The 25,804-nt window shown below is 33.4% G+C and carries 29 protein-coding genes; 12 read left to right on the forward strand and 17 right to left on the reverse strand.

Annotation, left to right across the window (positions count from 1 at the left end):
* Window positions 1-9 precede the first annotated feature (9 nt).
* Window positions 10-1,668 carry a mechanosensitive ion channel domain-containing protein gene (locus EL247_RS03395; RefSeq protein ID WP_104745670.1) on the reverse strand — a complete coding sequence of 553 codons (1,659 nt, stop codon included), beginning with the start codon at window positions 1,666-1,668 and terminating at the stop codon, window positions 10-12.
* Complete coding sequence (gene aroB, locus EL247_RS03400; RefSeq protein ID WP_005023223.1) at window positions 1,665-2,690, reverse strand: 3-dehydroquinate synthase; 1,026 nt, start codon at window positions 2,688-2,690, stop codon at window positions 1,665-1,667. The genes EL247_RS03395 and aroB overlap by 4 nt, the downstream gene beginning before the upstream one ends.
* A gap of 215 nt (window positions 2,691-2,905) precedes the next feature.
* Between aroB and EL247_RS03405 the strand changes: the two genes are divergently transcribed.
* Together EL247_RS03405 and EL247_RS03410 are read left to right on the forward strand one after the other, a co-directional pair.
* Entirely contained in the window at window positions 2,906-3,265 is a 360-nt protein-coding gene (locus tag EL247_RS03405; RefSeq protein WP_104745669.1) for a DMT family transporter, read from the forward strand.
* A 1-nt stretch (window position 3,266) separates the two neighbouring features.
* A complete protein-coding gene (locus tag EL247_RS03410) occupies window positions 3,267-3,581 on the forward strand; it encodes an SMR family transporter (protein ID WP_224757588.1) in 315 nt (104 codons plus the stop codon).
* 298 nt (window positions 3,582-3,879) lie between these two features.
* Here EL247_RS03410 and EL247_RS03415 read toward each other — a convergent pair whose 3' ends face one another.
* Window positions 3,880-4,521, reverse strand: coding sequence for a class I SAM-dependent methyltransferase (locus tag EL247_RS03415; protein ID WP_232019780.1), 642 nt, complete (start codon window positions 4,519-4,521; stop codon window positions 3,880-3,882).
* A gap of 172 nt (window positions 4,522-4,693) precedes the next feature.
* On the reverse strand, window positions 4,694-5,863 hold the full coding sequence (locus EL247_RS03420) for a pyridoxal phosphate-dependent aminotransferase (RefSeq protein ID WP_104719335.1): 1,170 nt from the start codon (window positions 5,861-5,863) through the stop codon (window positions 4,694-4,696).
* 279 nt (window positions 5,864-6,142) lie between these two features.
* Here EL247_RS03420 and groES point away from each other — a divergent pair, with 279 nt between their 5' ends.
* The 8 genes from groES (at window position 6,143) to cutA (ending at window position 12,595) form a co-directional block, all read left to right on the forward strand.
* Window positions 6,143-6,403, forward strand: a complete 261-nt coding sequence (groES, locus tag EL247_RS03425; RefSeq protein ID WP_005023213.1) for a co-chaperone GroES — start codon at window positions 6,143-6,145, stop codon at window positions 6,401-6,403.
* Between the two features lie 21 nt (window positions 6,404-6,424).
* Window positions 6,425-8,065 (forward strand): chaperonin GroEL, encoded by a 1,641-nt coding sequence (gene groL, locus EL247_RS03430; RefSeq protein WP_005023211.1) that lies wholly within the window; start codon window positions 6,425-6,427, stop codon window positions 8,063-8,065.
* 195 nt (window positions 8,066-8,260) lie between these two features.
* Window positions 8,261-9,979, forward strand: coding sequence for a M3 family oligoendopeptidase (locus tag EL247_RS03435; RefSeq protein ID WP_126442005.1), 1,719 nt, complete (start codon window positions 8,261-8,263; stop codon window positions 9,977-9,979).
* A 10-nt stretch (window positions 9,980-9,989) separates the two neighbouring features.
* On the forward strand, window positions 9,990-10,469 hold the full coding sequence (locus EL247_RS03440) for a hypothetical protein (protein WP_005023207.1): 480 nt from the start codon (window positions 9,990-9,992) through the stop codon (window positions 10,467-10,469).
* 31 nt (window positions 10,470-10,500) lie between these two features.
* Window positions 10,501-11,166 carry a DUF5644 domain-containing protein gene (locus EL247_RS03445; protein WP_054195718.1) on the forward strand — a complete coding sequence of 222 codons (666 nt, stop codon included), beginning with the start codon at window positions 10,501-10,503 and terminating at the stop codon, window positions 11,164-11,166.
* 9 nt (window positions 11,167-11,175) lie between these two features.
* Entirely contained in the window at window positions 11,176-11,991 is an 816-nt protein-coding gene (locus tag EL247_RS03450; protein ID WP_104745667.1) for an HdrB C-terminal domain-containing protein, read from the forward strand.
* 1 nt (window position 11,992) lies between these two features.
* Window positions 11,993-12,265 carry a hypothetical protein gene (locus EL247_RS03455; RefSeq protein ID WP_126442006.1) on the forward strand — a complete coding sequence of 91 codons (273 nt, stop codon included), beginning with the start codon at window positions 11,993-11,995 and terminating at the stop codon, window positions 12,263-12,265.
* 12 nt (window positions 12,266-12,277) lie between these two features.
* Window positions 12,278-12,595, forward strand: a complete 318-nt coding sequence (gene cutA / locus EL247_RS03460; protein ID WP_232019787.1) for a divalent cation tolerance protein CutA — start codon at window positions 12,278-12,280, stop codon at window positions 12,593-12,595.
* On the opposite strand, the gene EL247_RS03465 is transcribed toward cutA, so the two are convergent.
* The 13 genes from EL247_RS03465 to EL247_RS03525 form a co-directional block, all read right to left on the reverse strand.
* Window positions 12,596-12,820 carry a YdcH family protein gene (locus EL247_RS03465; RefSeq protein ID WP_005023197.1) on the reverse strand — a complete coding sequence of 75 codons (225 nt, stop codon included), beginning with the start codon at window positions 12,818-12,820 and terminating at the stop codon, window positions 12,596-12,598. It lies immediately after the preceding gene.
* A 72-nt stretch (window positions 12,821-12,892) separates the two neighbouring features.
* Window positions 12,893-14,083 (reverse strand): bifunctional glutamate N-acetyltransferase/amino-acid acetyltransferase ArgJ, encoded by a 1,191-nt coding sequence (gene argJ, locus EL247_RS03470; RefSeq protein WP_054198554.1) that lies wholly within the window; start codon window positions 14,081-14,083, stop codon window positions 12,893-12,895.
* Entirely contained in the window at window positions 14,076-15,206 is a 1,131-nt protein-coding gene (locus EL247_RS03475; RefSeq protein WP_104745665.1) for a potassium channel family protein, read from the reverse strand. The genes argJ and EL247_RS03475 overlap by 8 nt, the downstream gene beginning before the upstream one ends.
* 21 nt (window positions 15,207-15,227) lie before the next feature.
* Window positions 15,228-15,416, reverse strand: a complete 189-nt coding sequence (gene rpmB, locus EL247_RS03480) for a 50S ribosomal protein L28 (RefSeq protein WP_104745664.1) — start codon at window positions 15,414-15,416, stop codon at window positions 15,228-15,230.
* A 77-nt stretch (window positions 15,417-15,493) separates the two neighbouring features.
* Window positions 15,494-16,450 (reverse strand): NAD(P)-binding domain-containing protein, encoded by a 957-nt coding sequence (locus tag EL247_RS03485; RefSeq protein WP_005023189.1) that lies wholly within the window; start codon window positions 16,448-16,450, stop codon window positions 15,494-15,496.
* A complete protein-coding gene (gene ccoS, locus EL247_RS03490; protein WP_054195724.1) occupies window positions 16,447-16,644 on the reverse strand; it encodes a cbb3-type cytochrome oxidase assembly protein CcoS in 198 nt (65 codons plus the stop codon). Before ccoS ends, EL247_RS03485 begins: the two co-directional genes overlap by 4 nt.
* Window positions 16,644-17,195: a septum formation inhibitor Maf gene (maf, locus tag EL247_RS03495; RefSeq protein ID WP_005023185.1), complete on the reverse strand. Its 552-nt coding sequence runs from the start codon at window positions 17,193-17,195 to the stop codon at window positions 16,644-16,646. The genes ccoS and maf overlap by 1 nt, the downstream gene beginning before the upstream one ends.
* Before the next feature lie 70 nt (window positions 17,196-17,265).
* Window positions 17,266-17,625 (reverse strand): holo-ACP synthase, encoded by a 360-nt coding sequence (gene acpS, locus EL247_RS03500; RefSeq protein ID WP_104745663.1) that lies wholly within the window; start codon window positions 17,623-17,625, stop codon window positions 17,266-17,268.
* A gap of 2 nt (window positions 17,626-17,627) precedes the next feature.
* A complete protein-coding gene (fliL, locus tag EL247_RS03505; RefSeq protein ID WP_005023181.1) occupies window positions 17,628-18,161 on the reverse strand; it encodes a flagellar basal body-associated protein FliL in 534 nt (177 codons plus the stop codon).
* Between the two features lie 44 nt (window positions 18,162-18,205).
* Window positions 18,206-19,270, reverse strand: coding sequence for a prephenate dehydratase (pheA, locus tag EL247_RS03510; RefSeq protein WP_040500137.1), 1,065 nt, complete (start codon window positions 19,268-19,270; stop codon window positions 18,206-18,208).
* Window positions 19,270-20,472: a diaminopimelate decarboxylase gene (gene lysA / locus EL247_RS03515; RefSeq protein ID WP_054198614.1), complete on the reverse strand. Its 1,203-nt coding sequence runs from the start codon at window positions 20,470-20,472 to the stop codon at window positions 19,270-19,272. The genes pheA and lysA overlap by 1 nt, the downstream gene beginning before the upstream one ends.
* 116 nt (window positions 20,473-20,588) lie before the next feature.
* Window positions 20,589-21,752 carry an FtsW/RodA/SpoVE family cell cycle protein gene (locus EL247_RS03520; protein ID WP_040500136.1) on the reverse strand — a complete coding sequence of 388 codons (1,164 nt, stop codon included), beginning with the start codon at window positions 21,750-21,752 and terminating at the stop codon, window positions 20,589-20,591.
* Window positions 21,742-22,653, reverse strand: coding sequence for a methylenetetrahydrofolate reductase (locus EL247_RS03525; RefSeq protein WP_054195727.1), 912 nt, complete (start codon window positions 22,651-22,653; stop codon window positions 21,742-21,744). Before EL247_RS03525 ends, EL247_RS03520 begins: the two co-directional genes overlap by 11 nt.
* Window positions 22,654-22,768: 115 nt before the next feature.
* On the opposite strand from EL247_RS03525, the gene EL247_RS03530 reads away from it, so the two are divergent.
* Window positions 22,769-24,013: an aromatic amino acid transport family protein gene (locus EL247_RS03530; RefSeq protein WP_054195728.1), complete on the forward strand. Its 1,245-nt coding sequence runs from the start codon at window positions 22,769-22,771 to the stop codon at window positions 24,011-24,013.
* Window positions 24,013-25,641: an N-6 DNA methylase gene (locus tag EL247_RS03535; RefSeq protein ID WP_104745662.1), complete on the forward strand. Its 1,629-nt coding sequence runs from the start codon at window positions 24,013-24,015 to the stop codon at window positions 25,639-25,641. Before EL247_RS03530 ends, EL247_RS03535 begins: the two co-directional genes overlap by 1 nt.
* Window positions 25,642-25,804 lie beyond the last annotated feature (163 nt).

Raw genomic sequence — 25,804 nt, forward strand, 5'->3', positions numbered from 1 at the left:
TTGGAATCTCTAAGTTATTGGAATTGAGCCATCAGTTTTTGGCATTGTGCTTGGAAGTTTGCTTCCTTCATAGACAGTGGTGCTTGGATAAGCAATTTTGATATTTGGCTCTTTGAGGATTAAATCGATAATTTCGGCACTAATAGTGCTTCTAAGCGCTAAAGTTGCATAGGCGTTTGTGAGATACCATACAGAAATGCGAATCCCATTTTGCTCCAAAAGGCTAAAAACACGCGGTTCAACATTGGTATTTTTAAGAGTATAGCGGTCTCTTAGTTTGTTGAATTGTTTTCTTGTAGATTCAGTATAGCCTTTGGCATATTTTTTGGCACATTCTCTAGCAATATGGCAAGCTCTTGAATGGTCAGAATCAAAAGTGATAGTGAAGTCAATGCCATCCCAAACGGTTTTAATGCCCCCATGTGTGTAGTTTGAAAACATAGTGGTAAAGACAAAATTATTGGGGATAAATATCACCCTTCCAGCTCGGCGATTTTCTGTGTAGGTAGTAAGCGTAATATCTTCATAGAGGGTAATTCGTAAGATAGAAATATCTAGCACATCACCCACATATACAGCACCTTCTTTGATGACTTTGATTCTATCTCCAGCATGCACAGCACCGCCAACAACGATTACAATCCAGCCTAGAATTGACATAAATAAATCTTTCATAGCAATTGCCAAACCAGCCGAAGCAAAACCAAGCACAGTAACTAGATAACTAACATTATCTAAATAGGCAAATAATAAAATAAGAATGATGAGTGTGATATTTAAGAAATTGATGATTTTATTGGTTGTGTAGATTCTTTCATTGTCGTGGATATACTTTCTTACCCCAAGTTTGATAAAAAAAGCAACCCCTAAAAGGATTAAAATAGCAACAATAATATAAACGCTTTTGATAATTTGTGCTTTAATCTGTGTAGTTAAGCGAGTATTAATTTCTTCGACTTCTTTGGAGAAAATTTCAAGTGTGGTGGTAAAAATATTTTTTGTATTTTCTAATACTCTTAGCATTTCAGAATTGTTTTTGAGTTCTTGAAAAATCGCTTCTGTGCTACTAAAGAGGCAATAATCTGTATTGCAAATTTGTGATAATTTATTTTTATTATTAGAATTTTGATAGAGGTTGAGAAGTTCTTGTAAGAGTTTTTCTTTTTGTTGGAGTTTGTCGAGGTTGTTTTGGAGATTTTCGTAATTGCGTTGGAGAATCTTGAGTTCTTCATTGTTTTTTTTGAGATAGGATAGAGCATTGATGATTAAAAGCGCATTGGTAACATTAGGGGCTTCTTCTGGTTTTTTGGGCTCTATAAGTTCTATAAAGGGTGTATCTTTGTAGTTTCCTAATAAATTGATTTGATTTTGTAGCACAATGAGGTTGCGTTGTAGATTGTTGAGTTGCGTTTGGTTTTCAATGGTTTTTGGTAGATTTTGCAATTTTTGAATCTCTTCTTGAGCTTTTGAGATATTAAAGCTAATTTGCTGGTAAGATTTGTAGTTAGAATACTTTTTAATCCAAAGATTGTTGGGATTATTAAGAAAGTTATTGATATTTTGAATCTGGGATTCAAGCTGTTTGATTTGCTTGATTTCTGATGTAATATCTGCTAATAAAATATTTTGAAATAGAATGAAAAATAGCAAAAGATGGACAAATCTCATTGTCTAAATTCCTCTAAAACTTCCATTAAAGTAGATTTTGGAATATCATTTTTGAAGATAAAATTTCCAATCCCATTGGGTAAGATAAATGTAATTTTATCATTTTGGCTTTTTTTGTCCAAGAAAAATGCTTGATAAAAGGATTCTGTATTTTGGATTGTATAAGTTGTTGGGAGTTTGAATTTATGTAAAATCTCTAAAATCAAGTCAAATTCTTGTTTGGTGATGAGTTTTAATTTGAGTGCCAAGGTGTTTGCCATCACTATCCCTATACTGACAGCTTCTCCGTGCAAATAATATCCATAGCCGCTTTCTCTTTCGATAATATGCCCAAAAGTATGCCCATAATTAAGTGCCGCTCGAATCCCTTTTTCTTTTTCATCTTCTGCAACCACTTTTGCTTTAATAGATACTGCTTGATAGATGATTTGAAGTAGTGTATTATAATCAAGGGTGTTGGCATTTTGCAGTTCTTTCAATAAATTTTTATCAAAGCAAACAGCCATTTTAATGATTTCAGCAATTCCAGCGTGAAATTCTCTTGAAGGAAGTGTTTGTAAAAAATCTGTGTCAATATAAACAGCTTTTGGCTGATGGAATAATCCAATGAGATTTTTGCCAAAGTGATTATTAATGCCTGTTTTGCCTCCAACGCTAGAATCTACTTGAGCTAAGAGAGTTGTTGGGATTTGAATGAAATCAATGCCTCGCATAAAAATACCAGCTGCAAATCCAACCATATCCCCAATTACTCCGCCACCAAAGGCAATCATGAGTGAATTTCTATCTAAACGATGGTTAAAGGCAGCTTCCAAAATTAATTCTATACTTTGAAAATTTTTATAAGATTCTCCATCTTGTATGCAAATGCAATAGACTTCTTTGGCATGGATATTTTTTAGAAGTGTTTGTAGGTGCAATCCTGCAATTTTGGGATTAGTAACAATAAGGATTTTTTTGTCGCATTGGATTTTTGGTAATTTTCCAAATGAGATAGTATAATTAGGTAGTGTTATTTTCACAAATTCACCTTTATTAAAGTCAAGTTTTATATTTTAGCATTATTTTGTTTTATGTAATCTTTATGCTATAATGCCTTGCATGAAAGTTTATAAAATATTTTGGAAAATTTGCCAAACAATTGATCCTCCTTGTCCTCTTTAGCTGTAACTACTAGTAGAATAGATTCGTAAGTATAAATCATCATAAAACATTTTGTTTAAAGGATATTATTATTATGTTAAAAGCAAGGGTATTTTTATTGTTGGCGATTTTTTGTGAAGTTTTTGGTGTATCTGTCATGAATTATGCAGGCGGAGAGAATAAGATATTAATTTATAGTGTAATGTTTCTTGTGCTTGGTGTTTCTTATTATTTTATGTCTTTGGCAATTTTGCGTATTAGTGTAGGGATGGCGTATGCAATTTGGGAGATTTTGGGATTGTCGCTAATTACCATTATTTCAGTGTTTATTTTTGAAAATCATTTAAATTTGCAAGAATATATTGGGCTTGGATTGGCATTGCTAGGGATTATACTTGTAAATTTGGGAGAAGAGCACTCTAGCCAAAATGCTAAGGAGGAAAGAAATGTTTAATATTTACTTTTTTTATGTTGTTTTAGCGGCATTTTTGGATATTGTGGCAAATTTAGCGTTAAATAAGTCTAATGGTTTTAGAAATTTAAAATGGGGGTTGTTTTCTATCGGACTTGTTTGGTTGGCATTTTATTTGCTGGCTTTGAGCGTGGAAAATGGAATGCGTTTGGCGATTGCCTATACGCTTTGGGGAAGTGTTGGGATACTTGGGACAACTTTGGGGGGTTGGTATTTTTTTGGGCAAAAGTTAAAACCTATCGGCTGGATTGGAATTTTTGTGGTTATTGTCGCAGTGATAGTTTTGAAAACTGCATAACTTTAGATGGCTAACTAAGGCACCATTCTTAATGAATTTAAGTTATTAAAAAAAGGTTTGGTAATATTCATTGGAGAATTTTATCTCCATGCAAAAAAGTTTGGAAAAAAAATAAAAAGTTTTTTCTTGGCAAATAAAGATATAACTTATAACTAAAGCTTTGAATTGTATTTTATCACAAATAACACAAAGTATGTTGCTTAATTTAAGAAAATTAAGAGGCAGTATTGGGGAAGTTAAAATTCAAAGAAACTAAGTTGGCAAGATAGAAAATAACTTGGATTCTATCTTGCTTTTATCAACTTTGCTTAGTGGCCTTGATGATGAGTGTTCTGCCACATAGAATTTCCTTGGAATACATTAGAGGAATAATATCAAGATTGTCCCAATAAATGATATTTTCATTTTTTTGAAGTTTCTTCTGCATAGATTTCTTTAGAAAATAAAAAAGTGGTTTGAGTAGATAATAGCAAAAGATAGAACCTTTTTTGAATTTGTCAGTGGTAACTTCAAGTTTAAAACCATTGTATTTTAAAATAAATGCTAAATAAATGAGCGAAAGAGGATTGATATGTTGGTTGCAACCTTTTAGAAATTCATCTTTGATGGGGAGATAGTTAAAGAGTGGGTAGGTGCCATGGAAAAAATATTGAATTCTTGAAGTAAGATTGGAAATGTTTGGAGTTGTCAAAATCAAGATACCTTGATTTTCTAAGATTCTAGAGATTTCTTTGATGTAAGCAAAAGGGTTTTCTAAATGTTCAATAACTTCCATAGAAATTACACAATAAAAGCTTTGGTTGTTATATTCTAGCCCTTGGTTAAAATCGCCAAATTCGCAAGGAATATTGTCAAATTTGTACTTTTCATTATTAATATCTATGGCAACAATATGATCTTTGGGATTTAGATTTTTAGATTCTAAAATCTCATAAATCATTTTAGTGAAGAAACCTTCACCAGCTCCCAAATCTAGTATTTTAAAGTTAGAGTGAGTGAGGGGGGGGGGGGGTAATTTGAGTAAGGAGTTGCCTTACTTTATGATTTGTAGCGGGTAGAGATTTAGGTTTAATATTTTGCATTATTTTTCCTTTTTTTTTATTTATTCATTGTTATTTTGTTTGAGAAATACAAAAACTTTTGATTCTTTGGATGCCTGCTTTGATGCTTTGCAAATCTGTGGCAAATGAGAATCTAAAATATCCATCCATACCAAAGCCAATTCCCGGTACAACTGCCACTCCTTCTTTTTCTAGTAGTGCTTTGGAAAAAGCCATAGAATCTGGATTGATAGTGGAGCAATTTACAAAAAGATAGAAAGCACCATCTGGAATGCTAACATTTAAACCTTCAATTTCATTAAAAAGTTTGCAGGCTATATCTCTTCTTTCTTTGAAGGCTTTTTGCATTTTTAGAATCTCTGCTTCTGCTCTGCCATCAAGTGCGGGGATAGAGGCTTTTTGTGTGATAGAATTGATATTAGAAATGCACTGACTTTGAAGATTAATGATGAGTTGGCGGAGTTTTTTGTCTTTGGTGGCTAGATAGCCCATACGCCAACCTGTCATTGCTACAGCCTTGCTTAAACCATTAATTGTGATTGTGCGTTCTAGCATATCTTGACTAATGCTACCACAAGAAGTAAAATCGCCATCATATACAAGTTTTTCATAAATTTCATCACTAATTACCCAAATGTTAGTATTTTTTAGAATCTCAGCTATGGATTCTAATTCGCTTTTAGAATATACCATTCCAGTGGGATTGGAAGGGGTGGTAAGGACAAGCATTTTGGTTTTGGGTGTGATTGCTGCTTTGAGTTGTTTGGGTGTGATTTTGAAGTTGTTTTCTTGTGTAGTTTCTATAAAGACATTTTTTCCACCGCTATAAGTTACAAGCTCTGGGTAGGTTACCCAATAAGGGCTAGGGATAATTACTTCATCATCCTTGTCAATAAGGGCTTGAAAAATATTAAACAAAGAGTGTTTAGCGCCGCTATTGACAACGATTTCTTGTGGTGTATAGTTGAGATGATTTTCTCTTAGTAATTTATCGCTGATAGCTTGTAATAATTCTGGAATCCCAGCAACTGCTGTGTATTTTGTAAAACCATTTTGGAGGGCTTTGATAGCTTCATCTTTGATGATTTGTGGGGTATCAAAATCAGGTTCTCCAGCCGAAAATGAAAGAATATCTTTGCCTTGTGCTTTTAGCTCTCTTGCTAGTGTGCTAATAGCAATAGTGATAGATTCTGAAAGATTTGTAACTCTTGTTGCATACATGGTTTATCTCCAAACAAATCAAAATTTTATGATTATAACTTTGTTTTGTTTATTGAAATCTTAAAAGAAATTATCATTGTTAATGAGTGAAATTTGAGGGCACAAAGAATAAAATGCAAGAGAATAGATATTATAAATCTTAAGCATTTAAAACTAATTAATATTTAGTCTTATTGACTAAGAATTAATGAGTTTTTTTACTAAAGATATTGACAAGCATTGAAAAAGTGATTATAATTTCGTCGTTTTAAATTAATTTTTAAATATGGAGGTAATCCTATGAATTTCAAACCACTTGGAGAGAGAGTTCTTGTAGAAAGACTTGAAGAAGATACAAAAACCGCTTCTGGTATTATTATCCCTGATAATGCAAAAGAAAAGCCTTTAATGGGTGTAGTAAAAGCTATTGGAAGTGAAGTAAAAGATGTAAAAGTTAATGATAAAGTTGTGTTTGGTAAATATTCTGGAACAGAAGTAAAGCTTGAAGGAACAGAGTATTTGATTTTGAAATTAGAAGATGTTTTGGGCGTAATTGCTTAATATAAAATAAAGGAGTATAAAATGGCAAGTAAAGAAATTAATTTTTCAGATAGTGCAAGAAATAGATTATTTGAAGGTGTAAAACAATTAAGTGATGCAGTAAAAGTAACAATGGGACCTAGAGGAAGAAATGTTTTGATTCAAAAAAGCTTTGGTGCCCCAAGTATTACAAAAGATGGTGTGTCTGTGGCAAAAGAAATTGAGCTTGCAGATCCTATTGCAAATATGGGAGCACAACTTGTAAAAGAAGTTGCAAGCAAAACTGCAGATGCAGCAGGTGATGGAACTACAACAGCGACTGTTTTGGCTTATAGTATTTTTAAAGAAGGTTTGAGAAATATTACTGCTGGTGCAAATCCAATTGAAGTAAAAAGAGGTATGGATAAAGCAGCAGAAGCAATTACAGAAGAATTGAAAAAAATCTCTAAGCCTGTTGCTGGCAAAAAAGAAATTGCACAAGTTGCAACAATTTCTGCAAATTCTGATGCTAAAGTAGGTGAATTAATCGCTGAAGCTATGGAAAAAGTAGGCAAAGATGGTGTTATTACTGTTGAAGAAGCAAAGGGTATCAATGATGAATTGAGCGTCGTTGAAGGTATGCAATTTGATAGAGGTTATCTAAGCCCATATTTTGTGACTAATAGCGATAAAATGGAAGCTGAATTAGAGCACCCTTATATTCTATTAACAGATAAAAAAATCACTTCAATGAAAGATATTTTACCACTTTTAGAATCCACAATGAAAAGCGGAAAGCCTCTATTGATTATTGCTGAAGATATTGAGGGAGAAGCTTTGACGACTTTGGTTGTGAATAAACTAAGAGGTGTTTTAAATGTAGCAGCAGTCAAAGCACCGGGATTTGGTGATAGAAGAAAAGAAATGCTAAAAGATATTGCGACTTTAACAGGCGGAGAAGTAATCAGTGAAGAGCTTGGTAAGACTTTGGAAAATGCAAGCATTGAAGATTTGGGACAAGCTGCTAGAATCGTAATTGACAAAGATAATACAACAATTGTAGATGGTGCAGGAAGCAAAGATGGAGTGAATGCTAGAATCGCACAGATTAAGACACAAATTGAATCTACTACAAGTGATTATGATAGAGAGAAACTCCAAGAAAGATTAGCAAAACTTAGTGGCGGGGTTGCTGTTATTAAAGTAGGTGCAGCAAGCGAAGTAGAAATGAAAGAGAAAAAAGATAGAGTGGATGATGCACTTTCAGCAACAAAAGCAGCGGTAGAAGAAGGTATTATCATCGGTGGTGGTGCAGCTCTTATCCGTGCAGCAGCAAAAGTGAATTTAAGTTTGGAAGGTGATGAGAAAATCGGTTATGAAATCATTAAGCGTGCAATTTCTGCTCCAATCAAACAAATCGCTACTAATGCTGGATTTGATGATGGCGTAGTGGTAAATAATGTAGAGCAAGATTCTAATGTAAATAATGGATTTGATGCTTCTAGTGGAAAATATGTAGATATGTTTGAGGCAGGAATCATTGACCCATTGAAAGTTGCAAGAATTGCATTGCAAAATGCTGTTTCTGTTTCAAGCTTACTTCTTACAACAGAAGCAACTGTTCATGAAATCAAAGAAGACAAACCAGCAATGCCAGATATGAGCGGTATGGGTGGAATGGGAGGTATGGGTGGAATGATGTAATCCCCCCCCCTCCACTTAGCTAAAATCCTAAATGGATTTTGGCTCATTCTTTCATAAGGCTGCTTTTTGCAAAACTTCCCCAAATCAAAATTTATCATATTTTTTACTAGAGTTAAGGTATAATACTAAGCAATAAAAGTGTATTTGTGTAGATTACAAATGTAAAAAATATTATGGATTTTTAAGGTTATTGGTATGGATAAATGGAATTTAAAACCGCTTTTTGAAAGTAAAGAAATCTTGGAGAATAATATTCAAGAAAATATAAAAAATTCTCAAAAGTTTGAAGATAAGTATAAAAATCAAATGGCTAGTTTGCAACCTTTGGAATTTGAAAAAATGCTCAAAGAATATGAGGGGATTTGCGAGAATCTTTCTTGTATTATGACTTATGCTTATTTGTGCTTTGCTGCTAATACAAAAGAGGGGGCATTTCTCTCTAAATGCGAAATGGAAGTCAATAAAGCTCAAGAAAAATTATTATTTTTTGAAATTGAATTTAATGCTTTGCCAAATAATATTCAAAGTGGTTTTATTAAGCAATGCAAAAAGTATAGTTATTTCTTGGAATTATTGGCTAAAAATGCAAAACATCAGCTCACTTTGCCCGAAGAAAAAGTTTTGCTTAAAATGCAACCTGTGGGGGTAGATAGCTTTAAGAGGTTATTTGATGAGCATTTGAGTGCTTTGAGATTTAAGTTTCAAGATAAGGAAGTGAGTGAAGAGGAAGTATTGAGTTTGCTTTATGATAAAAATAGAGAAACGCGGAAAGAAGCCGCACAATCTCTAAGTGAAACTTTGAGTAAAAATCTCGAATTGTTGGCTTATATTTACAATGTGGTGCGTAAAGATTTGAAAATTTCAGCCGAATTTAGAGGTTATAGCAATTTAGAAGAATCTCGGCATATTGATAACCAAATTACACAAAAAAGTGTAGATATTATGGTGCAAACCATCAATGATTTTGTGGGGGTGGTAGAGGAATATTATAAGCTCAAAACACAGCTTTTGGGGCTAGAGACTTTGTATGATTATGACCGCTATGCACCTCTTTTGTGCAGTGAAGATTCGGAGTTTTCTTATGAAGAATCAAAAAAGCTTGTCTTGGAAACTTTTTTGGAGTTTTCACCTAGATTTTATGAGATTGCAAAACGTGCTTTTAATGAGGGCTGGATAGATTCTCACCCTAGAGAAAATAAGCGTGGAGGGGCTTTTAGCCATGGTGCAGTGCCAAGCGTGCATCCCTATTTGATGTTAAATCACACTAATAGGCGTCGAGATGTTTTTACAATGGCACATGAACTTGGGCATACAATCCATCAATATTTATCTTATGGGGTAGGTTATCTCAATGCAGATACCCCTTTGACAACAGCCGAAACTGCATCTGTTTTTGCCGAGATGCTTTTGTTTGAAAAAATGAAAAATATGCTTTCAAGGGAGGAAAAAATCGCCCTTTATGCAAGCAAGTTGGAAGATATTTTTGCGACACTTTTTAGACAGAATGTTTTTACTAATTTTGAAAGAAGAGTGCATCAAAAAGAAGGTGAATTAAGCGTAGATGAATTTAGTCAAATATGGCAAGAGGAAAATCAAAAAATGTTTGGCAAAAGCGTAGTTTTGACACAAAATTATAGTTGTTGGTGGTCTTATATTCCACATTTTATTCACACGCCTTTTTATTGTTATGCGTATAGTTATGGACAACTTCTAGTAATGGCTCTTTTTGGAGTATATAGGAAAGAAGGGCAAGATTTTGTAAATAAATATGAGAAATTTTTAAGTCTTGGCGGTAGTCAATCACCAAGAGAATTGGTGGGAATCTTTGGCTTGGATATCGAAGATGATGATTTTTGGAAGATTGGTATTTGTGAGGTTAAGAGATTAATGCAAGGTTTAAAAGAGATTTTATAAAGGTTGGATGATGGGGTTAGAAAATTTATTGTATGATAAGAAGTTTAGGGGAATGCAAAAAACGCATTGCTATGAAATATTGAAATATCTCATTCAAAAAAAGGTGAATTTTTCGATAGTGTGTAATGTATCGTGTGTGAAATTTGAACCAGAACTTCCACGCGAGATTCGGGAGGCTTTTAGTGATTTGACAGTGTTTATTTTGGCGGGTTATACTTTTGAGAGTTTGGAAATGGATGAAAAGAATCTTTATTTTGAAGCTGGTTTTGGAGAAGAAAATTTGGGTAGTTTTGTAACAACTCCATTGGAATCCATTGTGCAAATTTTATTGCCTAATGATGAAGATATCCGCTCAGATTTTTGCATTTATATTAATCTTTTGGCAACTTTTATTGAAGCAAAAGAGGGAATAGAAAAGGAAGATGATGGGGTAAATAGCTCAATGAGGGCTTTGTTGTCAAACCCTAAAAATCATAAGTTTAAAAAATAGTGCGTTGTATGGCGAGATTTGGAGGTGGTTTATGGAGAAAAGATTAAAATTAAAGCTATTTCGTTTTAATGTAGAGAGAGATTATCTGCCTTATTTTGCAAAAATGCAAGTCAAGATTGATGAAGAAGATTCTCTTGCTTGTCTGTTGGAGATTGTCCAAAAGAATATTTTGGAGTATTCTTATAAAGCCTATGGATTTAAAATTAATGGCGTTGTTGTGTTTGATTTTAAATTAACTATTGGAGAATTGGTAAGGAAGTTTGGGCTGGAGTGGAAAATTGAACCATTAAATTCTTCGTTGGCTCTTTATGATTTGGTAATCAATGAAGAGCCTTTTTTGAAAAAAATGGAAGCTTTGGAGGAATTTGGGCTGAAGCGTGAAAGAGAGTTTTTGATTTCCTTCTTGCCATTTGCTTATGCAACGCCTTTGAGTGTAGAGTGTGAAGAGTATTGTGGCGAAGTGTTTTTTATATTGGCTTATTTTCTCTATCAAGAAGAGGAAAATGCGGAAATATTGGAATTTATCTCCAAAGATTATCAGAATGTTTTGATGGCATTGAATCTTGAAACTTATATATTTCCAAAATATGATACAATCAATCATTATTTATGGGAATTAAAAAAGATTGTGCTAAATAAATGTCAAACTAGAGAGATTCAAACGATAAAAAAACGACTTTTGGAACACATTGCATAAGGGAAGAAAATGGATAAGTTAATATTGTGGCATAATCATTTTTATAATCAAAGTGCCTCTATTTTAAAGGAGAATGCGAAAAAGTTTTTTGAAAAATTACAGATTCCAATTGCAGATATATGGGAGATAGCCTGTGAAAATCATTTGTTACCTCTTGTAAATGAAGTGGAGTATTATGGAAAGATTCTGCAAGCACTAAATAATGCAAAAAAGCAAAAAATGAAATTATTAGTGTGTGATAGTCAAAGTTTGTTGGCTATTAAAAAGGTTTTTGAAAAATATTTTATGCATTCTAATTTTAAGGAAGAATTGAATAAAAAAATAGGGGAAGTTGATATTTTGGAGCTAGAAGATGCTTTTGTCTTTGCACCAGAGATTGTTTTGCAGGCTTTTGTGAGGGATAATCAAAAAAGAACTTGGGAAGGATTTAAGTGTGCTTTTTTGTTAGATAGAGAATTAGAGAGTATGGTTAAAGAGACTTATATTGTAGAAAAATTCGAGAATCTTTTGGGTGCAAAAATCTATCCTTTTTATAAAGATAGCTATGATTATTTGCTGCATATTAATAAGGATATGGCTTACAAAATGGGTGGGAAGGATTATTATGAAATGGTTGATTGTGGGGTTGATTTTATTATGACGCCTAATATTGGAAATTTCGAGCTTTTAGATGGGCATTCTAAGAAAATCAAAAAAAGTGCAGGTCGTGATGATTTGGAAGTGCCAATTTTATACATTCCTCAAGTTTTTTTGGCTTTATTTAAAGAATGCAATGCTCAAGATTTGATGTTTTTTAAACATAATATTTCCCCAAAGATGCTTTAAGATGGTTGTATTATTTAAGGTTATTACCTCGCTTATTATTGCAATGGTTTGGTACAAGCTAACTTCAAATCAGGAAACTGCAATATTCTTTTTTATTTTGATGTTGGTGATATTTTTCATCCGTCCTATTTCCTATCAAAGCCCAACTGAAAGGCAGGAATATTTAGATAAATTCAGAAAATCCAAAGAAAGACAGATGAATATTGAGCAATTGCGTAGGGAAGAAAAGAAAAAGGCACAAGAGGAAAGAGATAAGAAAAGATTGAAGGAATAAAGTTTGGGATTGATGTTATTGCAAACGACAACAACAAGTGAAAATGCTAAGATTTTAATATCTAGGGCAATGGAGAGTGGATTTGTCTCATGTGTGCAGAGAATGGCAATAGAAAGTTATTATTTTTGGGAAGAAAAACTTAATTGCGAAGAGGAAATTTTACTTAGTTTTAAAGTAGATAGAAAAAATTTTAAGAATCTAAAGGTATTAATAGCGAAAAATCATATTTATGAGATTCCAGAGATTATAGGGATTTATTTGAGGGATGTTTCAAAAAGTTATAAAAAATGGCATAAAAAGGTGATAAAAGCCCAAAAAAAGGGCTTATAATTATTTCTTTGATTCTTTGTAGTCCATAATCATCGCTAAAGCTTCATCTTTCAAGCTAAGCTTTCTTTTTTTGAGTTCTGCTAATTGTGTATCTGTAGCATACTCTCTACCTTCGCTAATGTCTTGAATTTTTTGGTCTAATTCATTATGTTCATCAAAAATCTTTGCAAAATGTGCATTTTCTTGTTTGAGGACACTAATCTCATCTCTATATTCGTGTAGCATTTGTTCTCCTTGTTTTAAAATTATATTATAAACAAAATTGCCTTAAGAATTCAAGAATACATTGAGATTCTTTTAGGTGCGATAATCTGCATTAATTTTGACATAATCATACCCCAAATCACAACCATAAGCGATAAAAGATTCTTTGCCTAAACCAATATCGCATAGTATTTTAAAAGAATCTTGTTTGAGGATTCTTGTGGCTTTTTCTTCGTTGATATCATCAAATAGTATTTTTCCTTTGGAATAAACACAAATATCATCAAAATAAATTTCTAAGGTTTCAGGACTGCATTCAATTCCACTTGCTCCAATTGTAGATGCGATTCTTCCCCAATTTGGATCACAACCAAAAAGTGCAGTTTTTACAAGAAGGGATTGACTAAGGGCTTTGGCACATTTTTCTGCTTCTTGTTGTGTTTTAGCCCCTTTGATTTCAAATGCAACTAATTTGGTTGCTCCTTCCCCATCGCGAACTATATCTGTGGCAAGTTTATGCATTAGTTTTTCTAATGCAAATAAAAATGCTTCCTTGTGATAAACTCCACTTTTGTGGTTAGTTAGCAAAAGAATAGTATCATTTGTTGAAGTATCGCCATCTACGCTAATGGCGTTAAAAGTGGTTTTTGAGGCTTTTAAGAGAAGTGGGCGCATATCTTCTTTTGGAATTGCAGCATCAGTGGTGATAAAACAAAGCATAGTAGCCAAACTTGGATTAATCATACCAGCACCTTTGCATATAGCACCGATTCTAAAGCTCTTACCATCATCTAAAAAAACTTCAAAAGCAATAGTTTTATTAAATCTATCAGTGGTCATAATTGCGTTAGCGGCATTTTGATTGTTTTTTGTATCAAGTTTGAATAAAGGAAAAGCGGAGATGATTTTTTCTTTTGGGAGCTGGACGCCAATGGTGCCAGTAGAACTCATTATTGGATTTGTAACATTAGGGAACATTTGTTGGAGAGTGGATAAAACTTCTTTGATGTTATTGATACCTTCATTGCCGGTTAGTGCATTGGCATTTTTGGAATTTATCAAAATAAAATTCGTTTTAAATCCCTCTTGATATTCTTTGTAGTGCATAATGGGCGCAGCACAAAACTTATTTTGAGTGAAGATTGCCTCAACATCGCATAAAGAATCAGCGTAAATAAAAGCAAGATCTAATTGAGAATTTGCTTTTAATCCAGCACTAACACCATCGCAATAAAAGCCTTCTGGAGCACAAACTCCATTGTCAATAGGGAAAAGATTAAACATATTTTAACTCCTCTGGTTTGTCTTTTTTGGATACAAGTTGTTTGGTTAAGCGTATTCCATGTGAAGTGCCAATGACAAGCAATTTGCATTCACTTGTTACAAGCGTATCTCCATTGGGCATGGAGATAAATTTACCATCTTTTTGGGTAATGCCTACAATAGAAGTTTGTGTGATTTCTCTCAAGTGAGATTCTTTGAGTTTTTTTAGAACCAGCCAAGAATAGCGAGGGACAACGATTTCTTCTAAGTCAAGTGGAGTGTCTTTTTGGTATGCAAAACGCTCTAAGAGATTCTCCATATCAGGGCGAGTTGCCATAGCATTCACTCTTTGTGCAAAAAGCTTAGAAGGGGAAACAACGCAATCTGCACCTAATTTTTTGAGCTTTTCTTCTTCTTCGTTGTTATTAGCATTAGCAATAATGAAGTAAGGTTTTCTTCCTAGCTCTTTTTCATATAATCTTACAGAAACAATTTGAGCTATATTATCTGCAATATTATTTGAAAGCGCAATAACCCCTCTAGCACTAGATAAATGGCATTTGAGCATCGCAATTTCTTCTAAGGGGTCCTCATTGATAAAAAAGGGGTAGCGGTATTTTAGAGCAATATCCTCTAAAGAATTGTTGTTATCCACGACAACAAAGGGAATATGTGCTTCCCTAAATTGATGTGAGAGTTGGATTGTGTATTCGTTGTGATAACAAATGATGAAGTGATTTTTTAGACGCGCTATTTTGTAAATCATACTGCGTTCCTTAATAACAGAAATAAGTTTTCCTCGATTTAAAATATCGATTACACCAATGACGCAAAAACTTAAAACAGCAGAGCCTGCAAGCATTACAATGGCAGTGTAAATAATATCTAAAGCATCAAATTCACTTTCTTTTAAAGCCCCAAATCCTGTTGTAGTAAAAGTATAAGAACTTTGAAAGAAAGCCTCAATAAGTGTGTAATCAGTGATGACAATGTAACCAAGTGTGCTAAGTAATAATCCTAAAAAAAGTAAAATAAAAGGCAGTCGAAAAGGTTTGAGTTGTTCGTATAATAAACCGGATAAATCAATATCTGGCTTTTGCGTTCCTTCCCAATGAAGAAGTTTTTTGAGTTTTTCAAATGCCACTGCTTAATCCTAAATTTAGGATTAAGAGCGTTTTTTCATAGTTCTTAAAGTGGAAGCAGCAATTCTTATTTTTGCACTAGTTCCATCTTCTAGTTTAATTCTAACTACTCTCAAATTTGGTAGTGAGCGTTTTTTTGTTTTATTGTTTGCGTGACTTACATTATTGCCGACCATTGGACCTTTGCCACTAAAAAAGCATCTTTTTGCCATATTTAATCCTTGGAAATTAAAAAATAAAGTATGGATTCTAGCAGAATCTATGTAAAATAAACTTTAAGATTTAAAAATTAAAGCCTTTTTTTAATTTCTTGCACAATATGAAAACCATGATTTAATGCAGCTGCAATCGAGCCTCCATTTTTAAATAAAATATCCCCTGCGATATAAATTTTGTCAATTGAACTTTGGTGATTTTCATCGATGAGTGGGATTCCATTTTCATCTAGCTTTAGATTGCATTTTTTGAGAAAATCAACAGGAGCCATTCCGCCGATTGCATAGATGATTCTATCGTAAGTTTCACTTGTGCCATCAGTAAAATTGACTTTGGGCTTTCCATTATCATCTTCAAGGCTTTGGATATCTATACCTAATTTTGGAGAGATTTTGTTGGCTTTTATGCAAGATTCTAAGTTTTCTTTATTGACTTCATTGATGCGTGAGAATTCTGTGCGTCTGTAATTAAGTGTTGTGGGATTAGTTTCACTTAAAATGCAGGCATATTCTACAGCAGAGTTTCCACCGCCAACAACAAGGATTTTTTCGCCATCTTGACAACTATTAGCATTAAAATTTACAAGGCTTCTAATAGAGCTTGGAATAGGGTAGGAAGGTTTGTTTGGTTGTCCCATTTTCCCAATAGAAATAATGATAAATTTTGCTTTGATTGAAGTATTTTGTGTGGTTTGGATTACAAAATATTCTTTTTCTTGCTTAATGGATTCTACTTCTGTTTGAAAGTGTGCTTCAAAGGCATTTTCTTGAATAATTTTGCTAAATAAATCTAATGTGCTTTCTTTTGTTCCGTCGCAAAAATAAATATTGCCATTAAGTTCAACTTTTTGTCCTTTATAATCTTTATCTACGCGTTTATTATCTTTATAAAATTTGCGAATAGTTGTTGAATGGTTTTCTCCTTTTTCAAACAATACAACATTATTGATTCCTAAAATCACTGATTCTACTGCAGAGGCGATACCACCGGGACCACCTCCAATAATTGCTATATCATAAATTTCTTTCATTTTTTATCCTTTTTGTTTGGTTTATTATTTGCAGCATGGCGTAAATCTTCTTCACTATCAAACAAAACGCCTTGCATCATTTTCTTTTCATCATCAAATTGTCCATTTTTGAGACCCCAAAGAAATGCAATAAGTCCTAAAAGCCCTATAACAAGTGAAGTAGCCAGCATAACTCCAACCATTGTAATATTCATCAAAGATTCTCCAAAAAAGGCTTAAGTGCTTCAAAATGCAATCCCATGGCATTAGAAGTGTTTCCGATTTGCTTTTTGATGTATTTTTGATGGAATCCTTCTACCATTACAGCGCCGGCTTTATTTTGCCATTGATTGCTTTGGAGGTAATTTTCTACATCTTGAGCATCAAATGCTACAAAATCATAGTGAGTTTGACTAAGATTGAGAAAATAAAAATCCTTAGAGTGGAGAATCATACAGGTAAGAATCTCGATGGAATTGCCACTTTGTGCGTGCAAAAAAAGTCTCGCTTCATCTTTATTTTTTGCTTTCCTTTGCAGGTTTCCCATACAATCAATGACGGTATCTGCAACCAAAAGCGGCATTTCAAGTCCATAGGAATGGAGGGCGTTTTTATACTTTTTGAGTGTTGCATTATAAACAAAATTTTTTGGATTAGTGTGTGTTAAAGTCTCTTCATCAAAGTTATTATCGCATTGTATAAAAGGTATTTTATGTTCTTTTAGAATCTGCTGTCTGCTAAGAGAAGAGGAACATAACCTAAGCACAAAAATCCTTAAAATTTTGATTAAACTTTTAATTATAGTATTTTAAAGATTATAAAAATATAAGTTTTGATTAGTTATTAAAATTTGCAACCACTGCTGCGATTGCAAATCCTCTATCATGGGAAATGGAGAGGCTTAAATAAGAAACATTAAAATAAAGCATTTTTTCGTCTTTGAGGGTTAAAAGAGGGGCACCTTTTGGGGTTTTGGAAATAAGAATATCATGGAAGCCGAGTTCTTTAGAAATACCGCATTTGAGGGCTTTGGAGCAAGCTTCTTTGGCAGCCCAAAAGCCAGCGGCATTTTGAGCGGTTTTGATAAATGTGATTTCTTGAGGATTGAGAAATTTTAAAAGCCCTTTTTCTCCAAATTTTTGGATAAAAGATTCAAAGCGAGCAATCGCGACTAAATCTATGCCAATTTCAATCAAGCCTATTGCACCACAAAGTCAGTGAAAAATACATTAACAATTCTACCATCTACTAAAAATTCATTAATGCGAGCTAGAATCTCTTCTTTTAGTTTTTGTTTGCCTCTAGTGGTTTGAATTTCTTCAAAAGTTTTATCGCTTAAAATAGTAATAATCGTATCGCGTAAAATATCTACCTTGCTATCTAATTCAGGTTGCATTTCTGCGATACTCATTTCTAAAGCAATGGAAGTTTTAAGATAGCGTTTCCCTCCGCCTGTTGAGACTAAATTAACAATGAATTGCTCAAGTGGATACATTGGCCCAACGCTTAAAAGCGAGCTATTTGGATTTGCTGTGCTACTTTTGGAAGCTGCACTTTGAAGTGGTTGATTGGATTGTGGTTGAGATTCTTCTTTGTCGCCACTAAAGATTAAAATTCCAACGATTATAAGAATAATCAGAAGTAGCGCAACAACGCCGATAATAATAAATAAAATCATTTTATTTTGTTTGAGATTAGATAATTTAGAATCTTTTTGTGCTTCTTCAGCCATTTTTACTCCTTAGTTTTTAAAGTTTTATTATATTATTTATTGAATTAATTTTTCAAGTAGCTACCCAGCCATTTTAATTCATTGGGGTAGCGTTTGAATAATTCGCTTACATTATTATCGTCAATATGCCCATCAATGTCAATAAAAAAACAATATCTAAAATCATCATCGGTGTGAGTTGGACGAGATTGGATTGAAGTCATATTGATATTTAAATCTCTAATATCATAAAGTAAATTATAAAGCGCTCCGGGTTTGCCTGTGTTGGTGAGATTTGCAAAGATAGAAGTTTTATCTTTTCCGCAACTTTGGTTTTTAAAATTGCTCACGATGATAAAACGCGTTTTATTTCCAGCACTATCTTCGATATTTTCAAATAAAACAGGGACATTATAAAGTTTTGCTGCAATATGAGAACAAATTGCCGCACATTGTGGGTTTTGTGATGCAAGTTGTGCTGCTTTTGCAGTAGAATCTACGGGGATTCTTTGGATATGATCTAGGCTGTGCTCGTTTAAGAAATTATAACATTGCCCAAAAGCGATATCTTTAGAATAGATGATTTTTATATCTTGAAGTTTTTGGGAAATGCTTGCAAAGCAATGATGGATTGGCATATAAATTTCTGCTACTATTTTGAGATTGGTATCTTTCAATAAATCTAGTGTTTCGCCAACGGCTCCATTTTGATTGTTTTCAATGGGGATAACAGCATAACTTGCTCTAGATTCTTCTACGCTTTTAATAGCAGAAGTGATAGTATTGTGAGAAAAATACTCACACATTGCTCCAAAACGGCTTTCTGCTGCTTGGTGTGTGTAGCTTCCAATAGGACCAAGATAAGCTACGCGTTCGGGTAATTCAAGGTTGCGACTAACTGCAAAAATTTCTAAATAAATAGATTCAATGGCATTTTTGGTAAGAAGTAGAGGTTTTTTGCTTATTAGTCTATCAATAATTTCTTTTTCTCTTTCTGGGCGATAAATTGGGGTATTGCCCTGCATTTTGATTTTGCCTATTTGTTTGACAATTTCCATGCGCTTTTCTAAAAGTTCTAAAATTTTATCATCAATTTTGTTGATTTCTTCGCGAAATTGTTGCAGTTTCATCAAAAATCTCCCATTAAATCTTTTTCTAATGCAATTAAATCTTCAAAAGTTTCTCTTTTTCTAATGAGTTTTATTTTGCCTTGTGAGATAGCTACTTCAGCACATCTTGGACGCGTATTATAATTACTTGACATACTAAATCCATAAGCACCGCTGCTTAAGATAGCCAAAATATCACCTTCTTTAAGTGGAGGAAGTTCTATGTTTTTGCCTAAGTAATCTCCACTCTCACAAATTGGACCTACGATATCTGCAGGACTTTTTTCACCTTGTGATTGGGTTAGAGGAATAATTTGGTGGTAGGCATTATAAAGACTAGGGCGTATTAAGTCATTCATGGCACCATCAACGATGACAAAACGCTTATTTTGAGAAATTTTTTCATAAAGGACTTTGACTAAAAAAACACCGGCATTCCCGATAATAAATCTACCGGGCTCACAGATAATAGTCAAATCTAAGCCTCTAAGACATTCTAAGATGCTTTGTGCATAATCATAGGGATTAATAGTAGTTTCATCACTATAAGTAATGCCTAATCCTCCCCCAATATCAAAAAATTTAATATCAATTTTTAAAGCCAAAAGGCTATGCACAAGTTTGGCAATTTTTTGTGCTGATTCATAAATGGGTTGGAGTTTGGTAAGCTGACTTCCAATGTGAAAATGGATTCCTATTGGTTCTAAAAATTCAGATTTATGAGCGTGTAAATACAGGCTTTTTGCTTCTTGGATTTCAATACCAAACTTATTTTCTTTTAAGCCAGTAGAAATGTAAGGGTGTGTTTGTGGGTCAATATCTGGATTGACGCGTATAGAGATTCTTGCCTTTGTATTTAAGCTTTTTGCGATAGATTCGACTTTAAAAAGCTCTGCTTTGCTTTCGATATTGATAAAGAGAATCCCAAGTTTGATAGCTTCTTTGATTTCTTCTTCTTGTTTGCCTACGCCACTATAAATGATTTTATAAGGTGGGATTCCTGCTAAAATTGCACGCTTAATTTCTCCCAAAGAGACACAATCTGCACCGCTTTCTAAAGAAGCAAGTTTTTTGACAACGCTTAAGTTGGAATTAGCCTTTAGCGCGTAACAAATGAGTGTTTTTCTGCCACTAAATGCGCTTTTGAATTGATGATAATATTCTTCAATTTTGTCAAAATCGTAAGCAAAAATAGGGGTTTGGTATTCTTTGGCTATCTGCAATAGGATATTTTTATCAAAGTTTCCTTGAAGGGTTGGAATATTGGGTGTTAAGATATTTTTCATAATACTCACTTTTGGTAGAAATTTTTAGGAATTGTAATAAAAAAAATCTTAAATTAGGACATTTTTGCTCTTTTGCTAATGGATAATACCATACCCACTAAAATGCTTGAGGCAAGTATAGAGCTCCCTCCATAGCTTAGAAATGGGACGGCAATTCCTTTAATGGGAATTAAGCCAGAAATCCCAAAGGCATTGATTAAAAATGAAAAGCCCAAAATAATTCCCGCTCCAGAACAAAAAAGATAATACATTGTATTTTGGCAGCGGTTGGCAATTTTTAGGATTCTAAAAATCATTGCCATAAACAAAAGGCTTATGCAAAATAAACCAATAAATCCTATTTCTTCGGTAATTCCCGCTAGAATCACATCTGTATGCACTTCGCTTAAAAATCCAAGTTTGATTAAACCGTTCCCTAAACCTTCCCCAAAGATTCCGCCATTTGAAATAGCATTGAGGGAATGTTGGATTTGATAAGGTTCAGGGAGATTTTCGATGCGTAAAGAATTAGCAATAGATTGTGGAAAAAAGGAAAGTATCATATCTTGTGTTCCAGCCCACCATGCTTTAATGCGTGTTATTCGGTGCGCACTTGTGATAATAACAGAAATAAACAAAACAAAAGCAATAGCTAAAAGATTTACAAAAAGCTTAAAAGAAGAGCCAGCAAAAATCATCATTAATGCCAAAGTGGCTCCAAGTAAGACAATTTGTCCCAAATCATTTTGCAAAATGGCAATTAAATAAACTGCAATCAAAAATACAAAAGCATAGGGCAAAAAGGTAATGAATTCTTCTTTTAGGGATTTAGTTTCTATTAGAGAGAATTTGCGAGAGAAACTCCAAGCCAAAAATACAATAAAGCCTATTTTGAAAAATTCCACAGGTGCTAATGAGAAAAAGGGTAATCGAATCCAGCGTTTCGCACCTCCAGCACTTGTTGCGAGACTTTCTGGCAAGAAATGCATAATAAACATAATAACAATTCCACCAAAAAATAGAAAAAATCCAAGTTTCAAAATAAAATCATCGGGGTTGCATCTTGAGATTCCCCACATGAGTAAAATGCCTAATATTCCAGCAATAAGCTGCCTTAACATAAAATGAAATTCATTGTAATCATAATAAAGAATAGCAAAAGAAGAAAGAGAATAGGAAAAGATAATGCTAATTGTAATGAGACTAGCACTTAATAAAAATAAAGGTTTATCGACCATTGAGAATTTTTCCGATAATATCGACTTTATTAGAACTCATTAGGTGAATTTTTGCTTGAATCTTACATAGATTTTCAAAAAGCCTTTGACTCTTTTCTAATCCTATTTCTAACTCAGTGTTGTTGTGGGAGGCTTTTTCCATAGTTTCTAGCCAAGATTGCGGGATAAAAACTCCCGGAAGTTTATTGTGTAAAAAAAGAGCGGTTTTGTAAGAAGTGATAGGAAAAAAGCCAAAAATCAAAGTGCAGTTTGTAGAAGATTCTTGATTGATTTTATCGCACCATTGTAATAATTCTTGTGCAATGTCCAAATCATAAATGGGCTGCGTGATAATCGCAGAAGCACCATTTTGAATCTTTTCTTGCATTTTTTTATAAAGATTTTCTTTTTTATTAGAGTAGGAATTTAGAACACTAAAAGCGTAAAAAGGTTTAAAATCGCCTTGTATGGGGTGATTGTTGATATCTTTTGCTTGATTTAATTGTTGAATAATTTTGAGCAATAAAAGACTATTTCCTTCAAAAACACCTTTTGCTTGTGGTTGGTTGCCATGCCTTATTGGATCGCCTGTGAGTGCCAAAATAAGTCGCAAATCAAGACTATTCATGCCAATAAGCTCACTTTGAATGGCAAGAGTGTTTCTATCACGCATAGAGATTGTAGTGATACTTGGGAGATTAAAAGCATTTTGTAGTTTAAGGCTTGCTAAAATTGCATTGTGCTTGAGTTTGGCAAGGGGTGAATCGGTGCAAATAAAAGCGTGAATTTTTGAAACAAGATTTTCTTGCTGTAATGCATCAAAAAAGGTATCTAAAGAAAAGCTAGGTGGTGCAGAAAATTCATATGTGAAACATTTTTCATTGCTTTTTAGGATTTGTATAAAATTTTCAATTTTATTCATCTTGTGTGATTTTCGCCCTTATTTTTGCTTAGAATTATAGCATATTCATATTTTTTTGGTATTAAATTTTGCTATAATCTTAGGAGTTTTTAGAGATTATTTTAGGCAGGTAGATATGTTTGGGATTGGTAATAAGCCTAGTGTTTTAGGTGGGACGATGATTATTGCAGGGACAGCAATTGGAGCTGGTATGCTTGCTTTGCCAACAATTTCAGCTGGTATGTGGATTTGGTGGTCATTGGCACTTATGGTGCTTACTTGGCTGATGATGTTGTTTTCTTCACAAGCAATTTTGGAAGTAAATCTTAATTATAAGCCCGGTGCGAGTTTCCATACCCTTGTGCGTGATAATTTGGGTAAATTTTGGAATCTTGTGAATGGATTGAGTGTAGCTTTTGTGCTGTATATTTTGCTTTATGCCTATGTTAGCGGCGGTGGCTCTATGGTGGTGCATACCTTTAATGCTGTTTTTGGCTATGAGCCGCCAAAGATTCTATCAGGATTGCTATTTGCTTTGTTTTTGAGTGGTTGTGTTTGGTGGAGCACTTATTTGGTGGATAGATTTTCAGTGATTATGATTGGGGGAATGGTCATAACTTTTGTTTTTGCTATGAGTGGGATGCTAGGGGAGATAAAGAGTGCTTTTATTCTTGATGTGCAAAATGATGGTAGCAGTTATGGAATCTTTGTGTTTGTGGCACTTTCGACTTATCTTACTTCCTTTTGTTTTCATGCTTCTGTCCCAAGTTTGGTAAAATATTTTGGTAAAGATCCCTTGTCAATTAATAAATGCCTTGTGTATGGGACATTGATTGCGCTTTTTGCGTATGTTATATGGATTGTTGCTTGTGATGGCAATATTATGCGTAGTGATTTTAAATCAGTTATTGCAGCAGGTGGTAATGTGAGTGACTTGATAGAGGCAGCAAGTAGCAATTTAAATGGTTCTTTTTTATTAAGAATGTTGGACGCATTTGCTTTTTTGGCAGTAGCTACTTCGTTTTTGGGAGCTGGACTTGGATTGTTTGATTATATGGCAGATTTATGTGGTTTTGATGATAGCAGGCTTGGACGCACCAAAACAATGCTTGTAACTTTTGCACCACCTATTGTAGCGGGAATGATTTACCCTGATGGATTTTTATTGGCTATTGGGTGGGCTGGACTTGCTGCTACAATATGGTCTGTTATTATTCCTGCATTGTTGCTTAGGGCTGCTCGTCAAAGAAATGATAAACAAGTGCAAAATTATCGAGTATGGGGAGGTAATTTTACAATTTATGGGCTTTTAGTCTTTGGTTGTGTAGTGGGAATATGCCATATTTTATTTGTATTTGAACTTTTGCCGATGTATCAATAATGCTAAAAGAAATATTACAGATTTTTCAATATATTCAAAAATTCCATAAGGATAATTTTGAGGCTTTGAAAATTACATTGGAGTTTTTGCTAGTAGGTAGAAACAAAAATCATCTCAAAGAGATTTTGGCTAAAGATAAAGAGCAAATAGATGAGAGAATACAATTTCATCTTTTGAGCTATGGGCTAAAAGCGACTAGAATTGAAGCCAAAATGAATCGCAAAAAGATTTTAAGAGCTTTATTGGAAATTGAAGTTTCAGTTGAAGAAGTTGAGAGATTTATTCAAGCCATTACACTCCATAAAACAATTTTGAAACTTTATGATTATGCTACGCCTATGGAGGTTAATAGGCTTGTTGCTTTGCTTTTGGATTTGAAAAATGGGGAGAGTGTGTATAATCCTTGTTGTGGTCTTGGGAGTTGGCTTTTTAGTCTAAAGGGTAAAAATTTTCAATATTATGGGGAGGATATTCATAGCAAATTAATTGATATTGCTAGGATATTGGCTGTTTTTATGGGGTTTAAAAATATTCATTTAGAAGTGGCTGATATTTTTAAAGATTCTGCTTTTGGTAAAATAGAAGCAAATAAAGCTTTTTGTTATTTTCCCATAGAGGCAAATTTGAATCTTTGGGGATTTAGAGATGAAGCACTAGAGCCTTTTATCAAGAGTTTTTCAGAAGTGCCTTTTTTGGCTTATACCCTAAAGCACTTTCATCAAAAAGCTGTTTTTATTGTTCGTTCTTTGTTGTTGTATAAGGCTTGTGGAGAGCGTTTGCGGAAGTATCTTATAAAACAAAAATTGCTAGAGGCAATTATAGAATTTCCTAGAAATATTTTTCCTCATCAGATGGAAGATTTTTCTTTGCTTATTTTGTCCAAACAAGAAAACAAAAAAGTCCTTTTTATCAATGCGCAGAATCTTTTTGTCAAAGAAGGTAAATATAATAAATTAATTGATATAGAAATGATTTGTGATTTGTATTTTAGTAAGCAAAATACAGAGATTTCTAGGCTTGTGGCATATGAAAATATCCATTTAGAAAACTTTAAAACCTCTTATTATATCAAAGGGCAAAATGATAAAAAAACATTGAATCTTGCGGAGTTTGTGGAATGTGTTTATAGAGGACAGAGGGTTGAGGTGAAAAAAGATGAGGTTTTGATTGATTGCTATAATGCGGGAATTAAAGATTTTTTGGAATATGGTTTGAGTGAAGAATTTGATGAATTTTCTCCAAAATCCAATCAAAAACGAATTGAACAATTAAAAATCAAGCCCTATGATATTTTGCTCTCCATGCGTGGAATCTCTCCAAAAGTTGCAATTATAGGGGAGGGGATAGGGGATAAAAATATTTTGCCTAATGCAGGGATTTTGGTGTTACGCCCCAAAAATAAAGAGATTGCAAAATCTTTGTATGTGTATTTTCTCTCCAAAGAGGGATTTTTGGCATTGAGCAAGATTTATCAGGACAATCAAGAAAGAATAGGGGAGAGAGAAATTACTAATTTTTTGCTTCCTCAAAATTTTTTGGAGTATCAAGAAAAATTTAATAAACTATTGTTAGAAGGGGAGCAGATTAGAAAACATAGGCAGATGATTAGAAAAATATTAGGATTTTAGGGCAATAAATGTGGTTAAAGCGAGGATGATTATCGTATTTATTGAATATGTTATTGTATTTAGTTGCAATAATAAGGCTCAGCTTTTCTTGTAATCTATTTAATTTAAGATTTTTGGCTAAATAAAACAACCCTAAAATAAGAATCTTAAAAAAAGTTTATAA

The sequence above is a fragment of the Helicobacter pullorum genome, assembly GCF_900638355.1.
Lineage (GTDB): Bacteria > Campylobacterota > Campylobacteria > Campylobacterales > Helicobacteraceae > Helicobacter_D > Helicobacter_D pullorum.

Coding starts and splice junctions, on each gene's coding strand:
- EL247_RS03395 (WP_104745670.1), bottom strand. CDS start 1,668: ATGAGATTTGTCCATCTTTTGCTATTTTTCATTCTATTTCAAAATATT.
- EL247_RS03405 (WP_104745669.1), top strand. CDS start 2,906: ATGTTAAAAGCAAGGGTATTTTTATTGTTGGCGATTTTTTGTGAAGTT.
- EL247_RS03415 (WP_232019780.1), bottom strand. CDS start 4,521: ATGATTTATGAGATTTTAGAATCTAAAAATCTAAATCCCAAAGATCAT.
- EL247_RS03420 (WP_104719335.1), bottom strand. CDS start 5,863: ATGTATGCAACAAGAGTTACAAATCTTTCAGAATCTATCACTATTGCT.
- groES (WP_005023213.1), top strand. CDS start 6,143: ATGAATTTCAAACCACTTGGAGAGAGAGTTCTTGTAGAAAGACTTGAA.
- groL (WP_005023211.1), top strand. CDS start 6,425: ATGGCAAGTAAAGAAATTAATTTTTCAGATAGTGCAAGAAATAGATTA.
- EL247_RS03435 (WP_126442005.1), top strand. CDS start 8,261: ATGGATAAATGGAATTTAAAACCGCTTTTTGAAAGTAAAGAAATCTTG.
- EL247_RS03440 (WP_005023207.1), top strand. CDS start 9,990: ATGGGGTTAGAAAATTTATTGTATGATAAGAAGTTTAGGGGAATGCAA.
- EL247_RS03445 (WP_054195718.1), top strand. CDS start 10,501: ATGGAGAAAAGATTAAAATTAAAGCTATTTCGTTTTAATGTAGAGAGA.
- EL247_RS03450 (WP_104745667.1), top strand. CDS start 11,176: ATGGATAAGTTAATATTGTGGCATAATCATTTTTATAATCAAAGTGCC.
- EL247_RS03455 (WP_126442006.1), top strand. CDS start 11,993: ATGGTTGTATTATTTAAGGTTATTACCTCGCTTATTATTGCAATGGTT.
- cutA (WP_232019787.1), top strand. CDS start 12,278: ATGTTATTGCAAACGACAACAACAAGTGAAAATGCTAAGATTTTAATA.
- EL247_RS03465 (WP_005023197.1), bottom strand. CDS start 12,820: ATGCTACACGAATATAGAGATGAGATTAGTGTCCTCAAACAAGAAAAT.
- argJ (WP_054198554.1), bottom strand. CDS start 14,083: ATGTTTAATCTTTTCCCTATTGACAATGGAGTTTGTGCTCCAGAAGGC.
- rpmB (WP_104745664.1), bottom strand. CDS start 15,416: ATGGCAAAAAGATGCTTTTTTAGTGGCAAAGGTCCAATGGTCGGCAAT.
- EL247_RS03485 (WP_005023189.1), bottom strand. CDS start 16,450: ATGAAAGAAATTTATGATATAGCAATTATTGGAGGTGGTCCCGGTGGT.
- ccoS (WP_054195724.1), bottom strand. CDS start 16,644: ATGAATATTACAATGGTTGGAGTTATGCTGGCTACTTCACTTGTTATA.
- fliL (WP_005023181.1), bottom strand. CDS start 18,161: ATGGCTGAAGAAGCACAAAAAGATTCTAAATTATCTAATCTCAAACAA.
- pheA (WP_040500137.1), bottom strand. CDS start 19,270: ATGAAACTGCAACAATTTCGCGAAGAAATCAACAAAATTGATGATAAA.
- EL247_RS03520 (WP_040500136.1), bottom strand. CDS start 21,752: ATGGTCGATAAACCTTTATTTTTATTAAGTGCTAGTCTCATTACAATT.
- EL247_RS03525 (WP_054195727.1), bottom strand. CDS start 22,653: ATGAATAAAATTGAAAATTTTATACAAATCCTAAAAAGCAATGAAAAA.
- EL247_RS03530 (WP_054195728.1), top strand. CDS start 22,769: ATGTTTGGGATTGGTAATAAGCCTAGTGTTTTAGGTGGGACGATGATT.
- EL247_RS03535 (WP_104745662.1), top strand. CDS start 24,013: ATGCTAAAAGAAATATTACAGATTTTTCAATATATTCAAAAATTCCAT.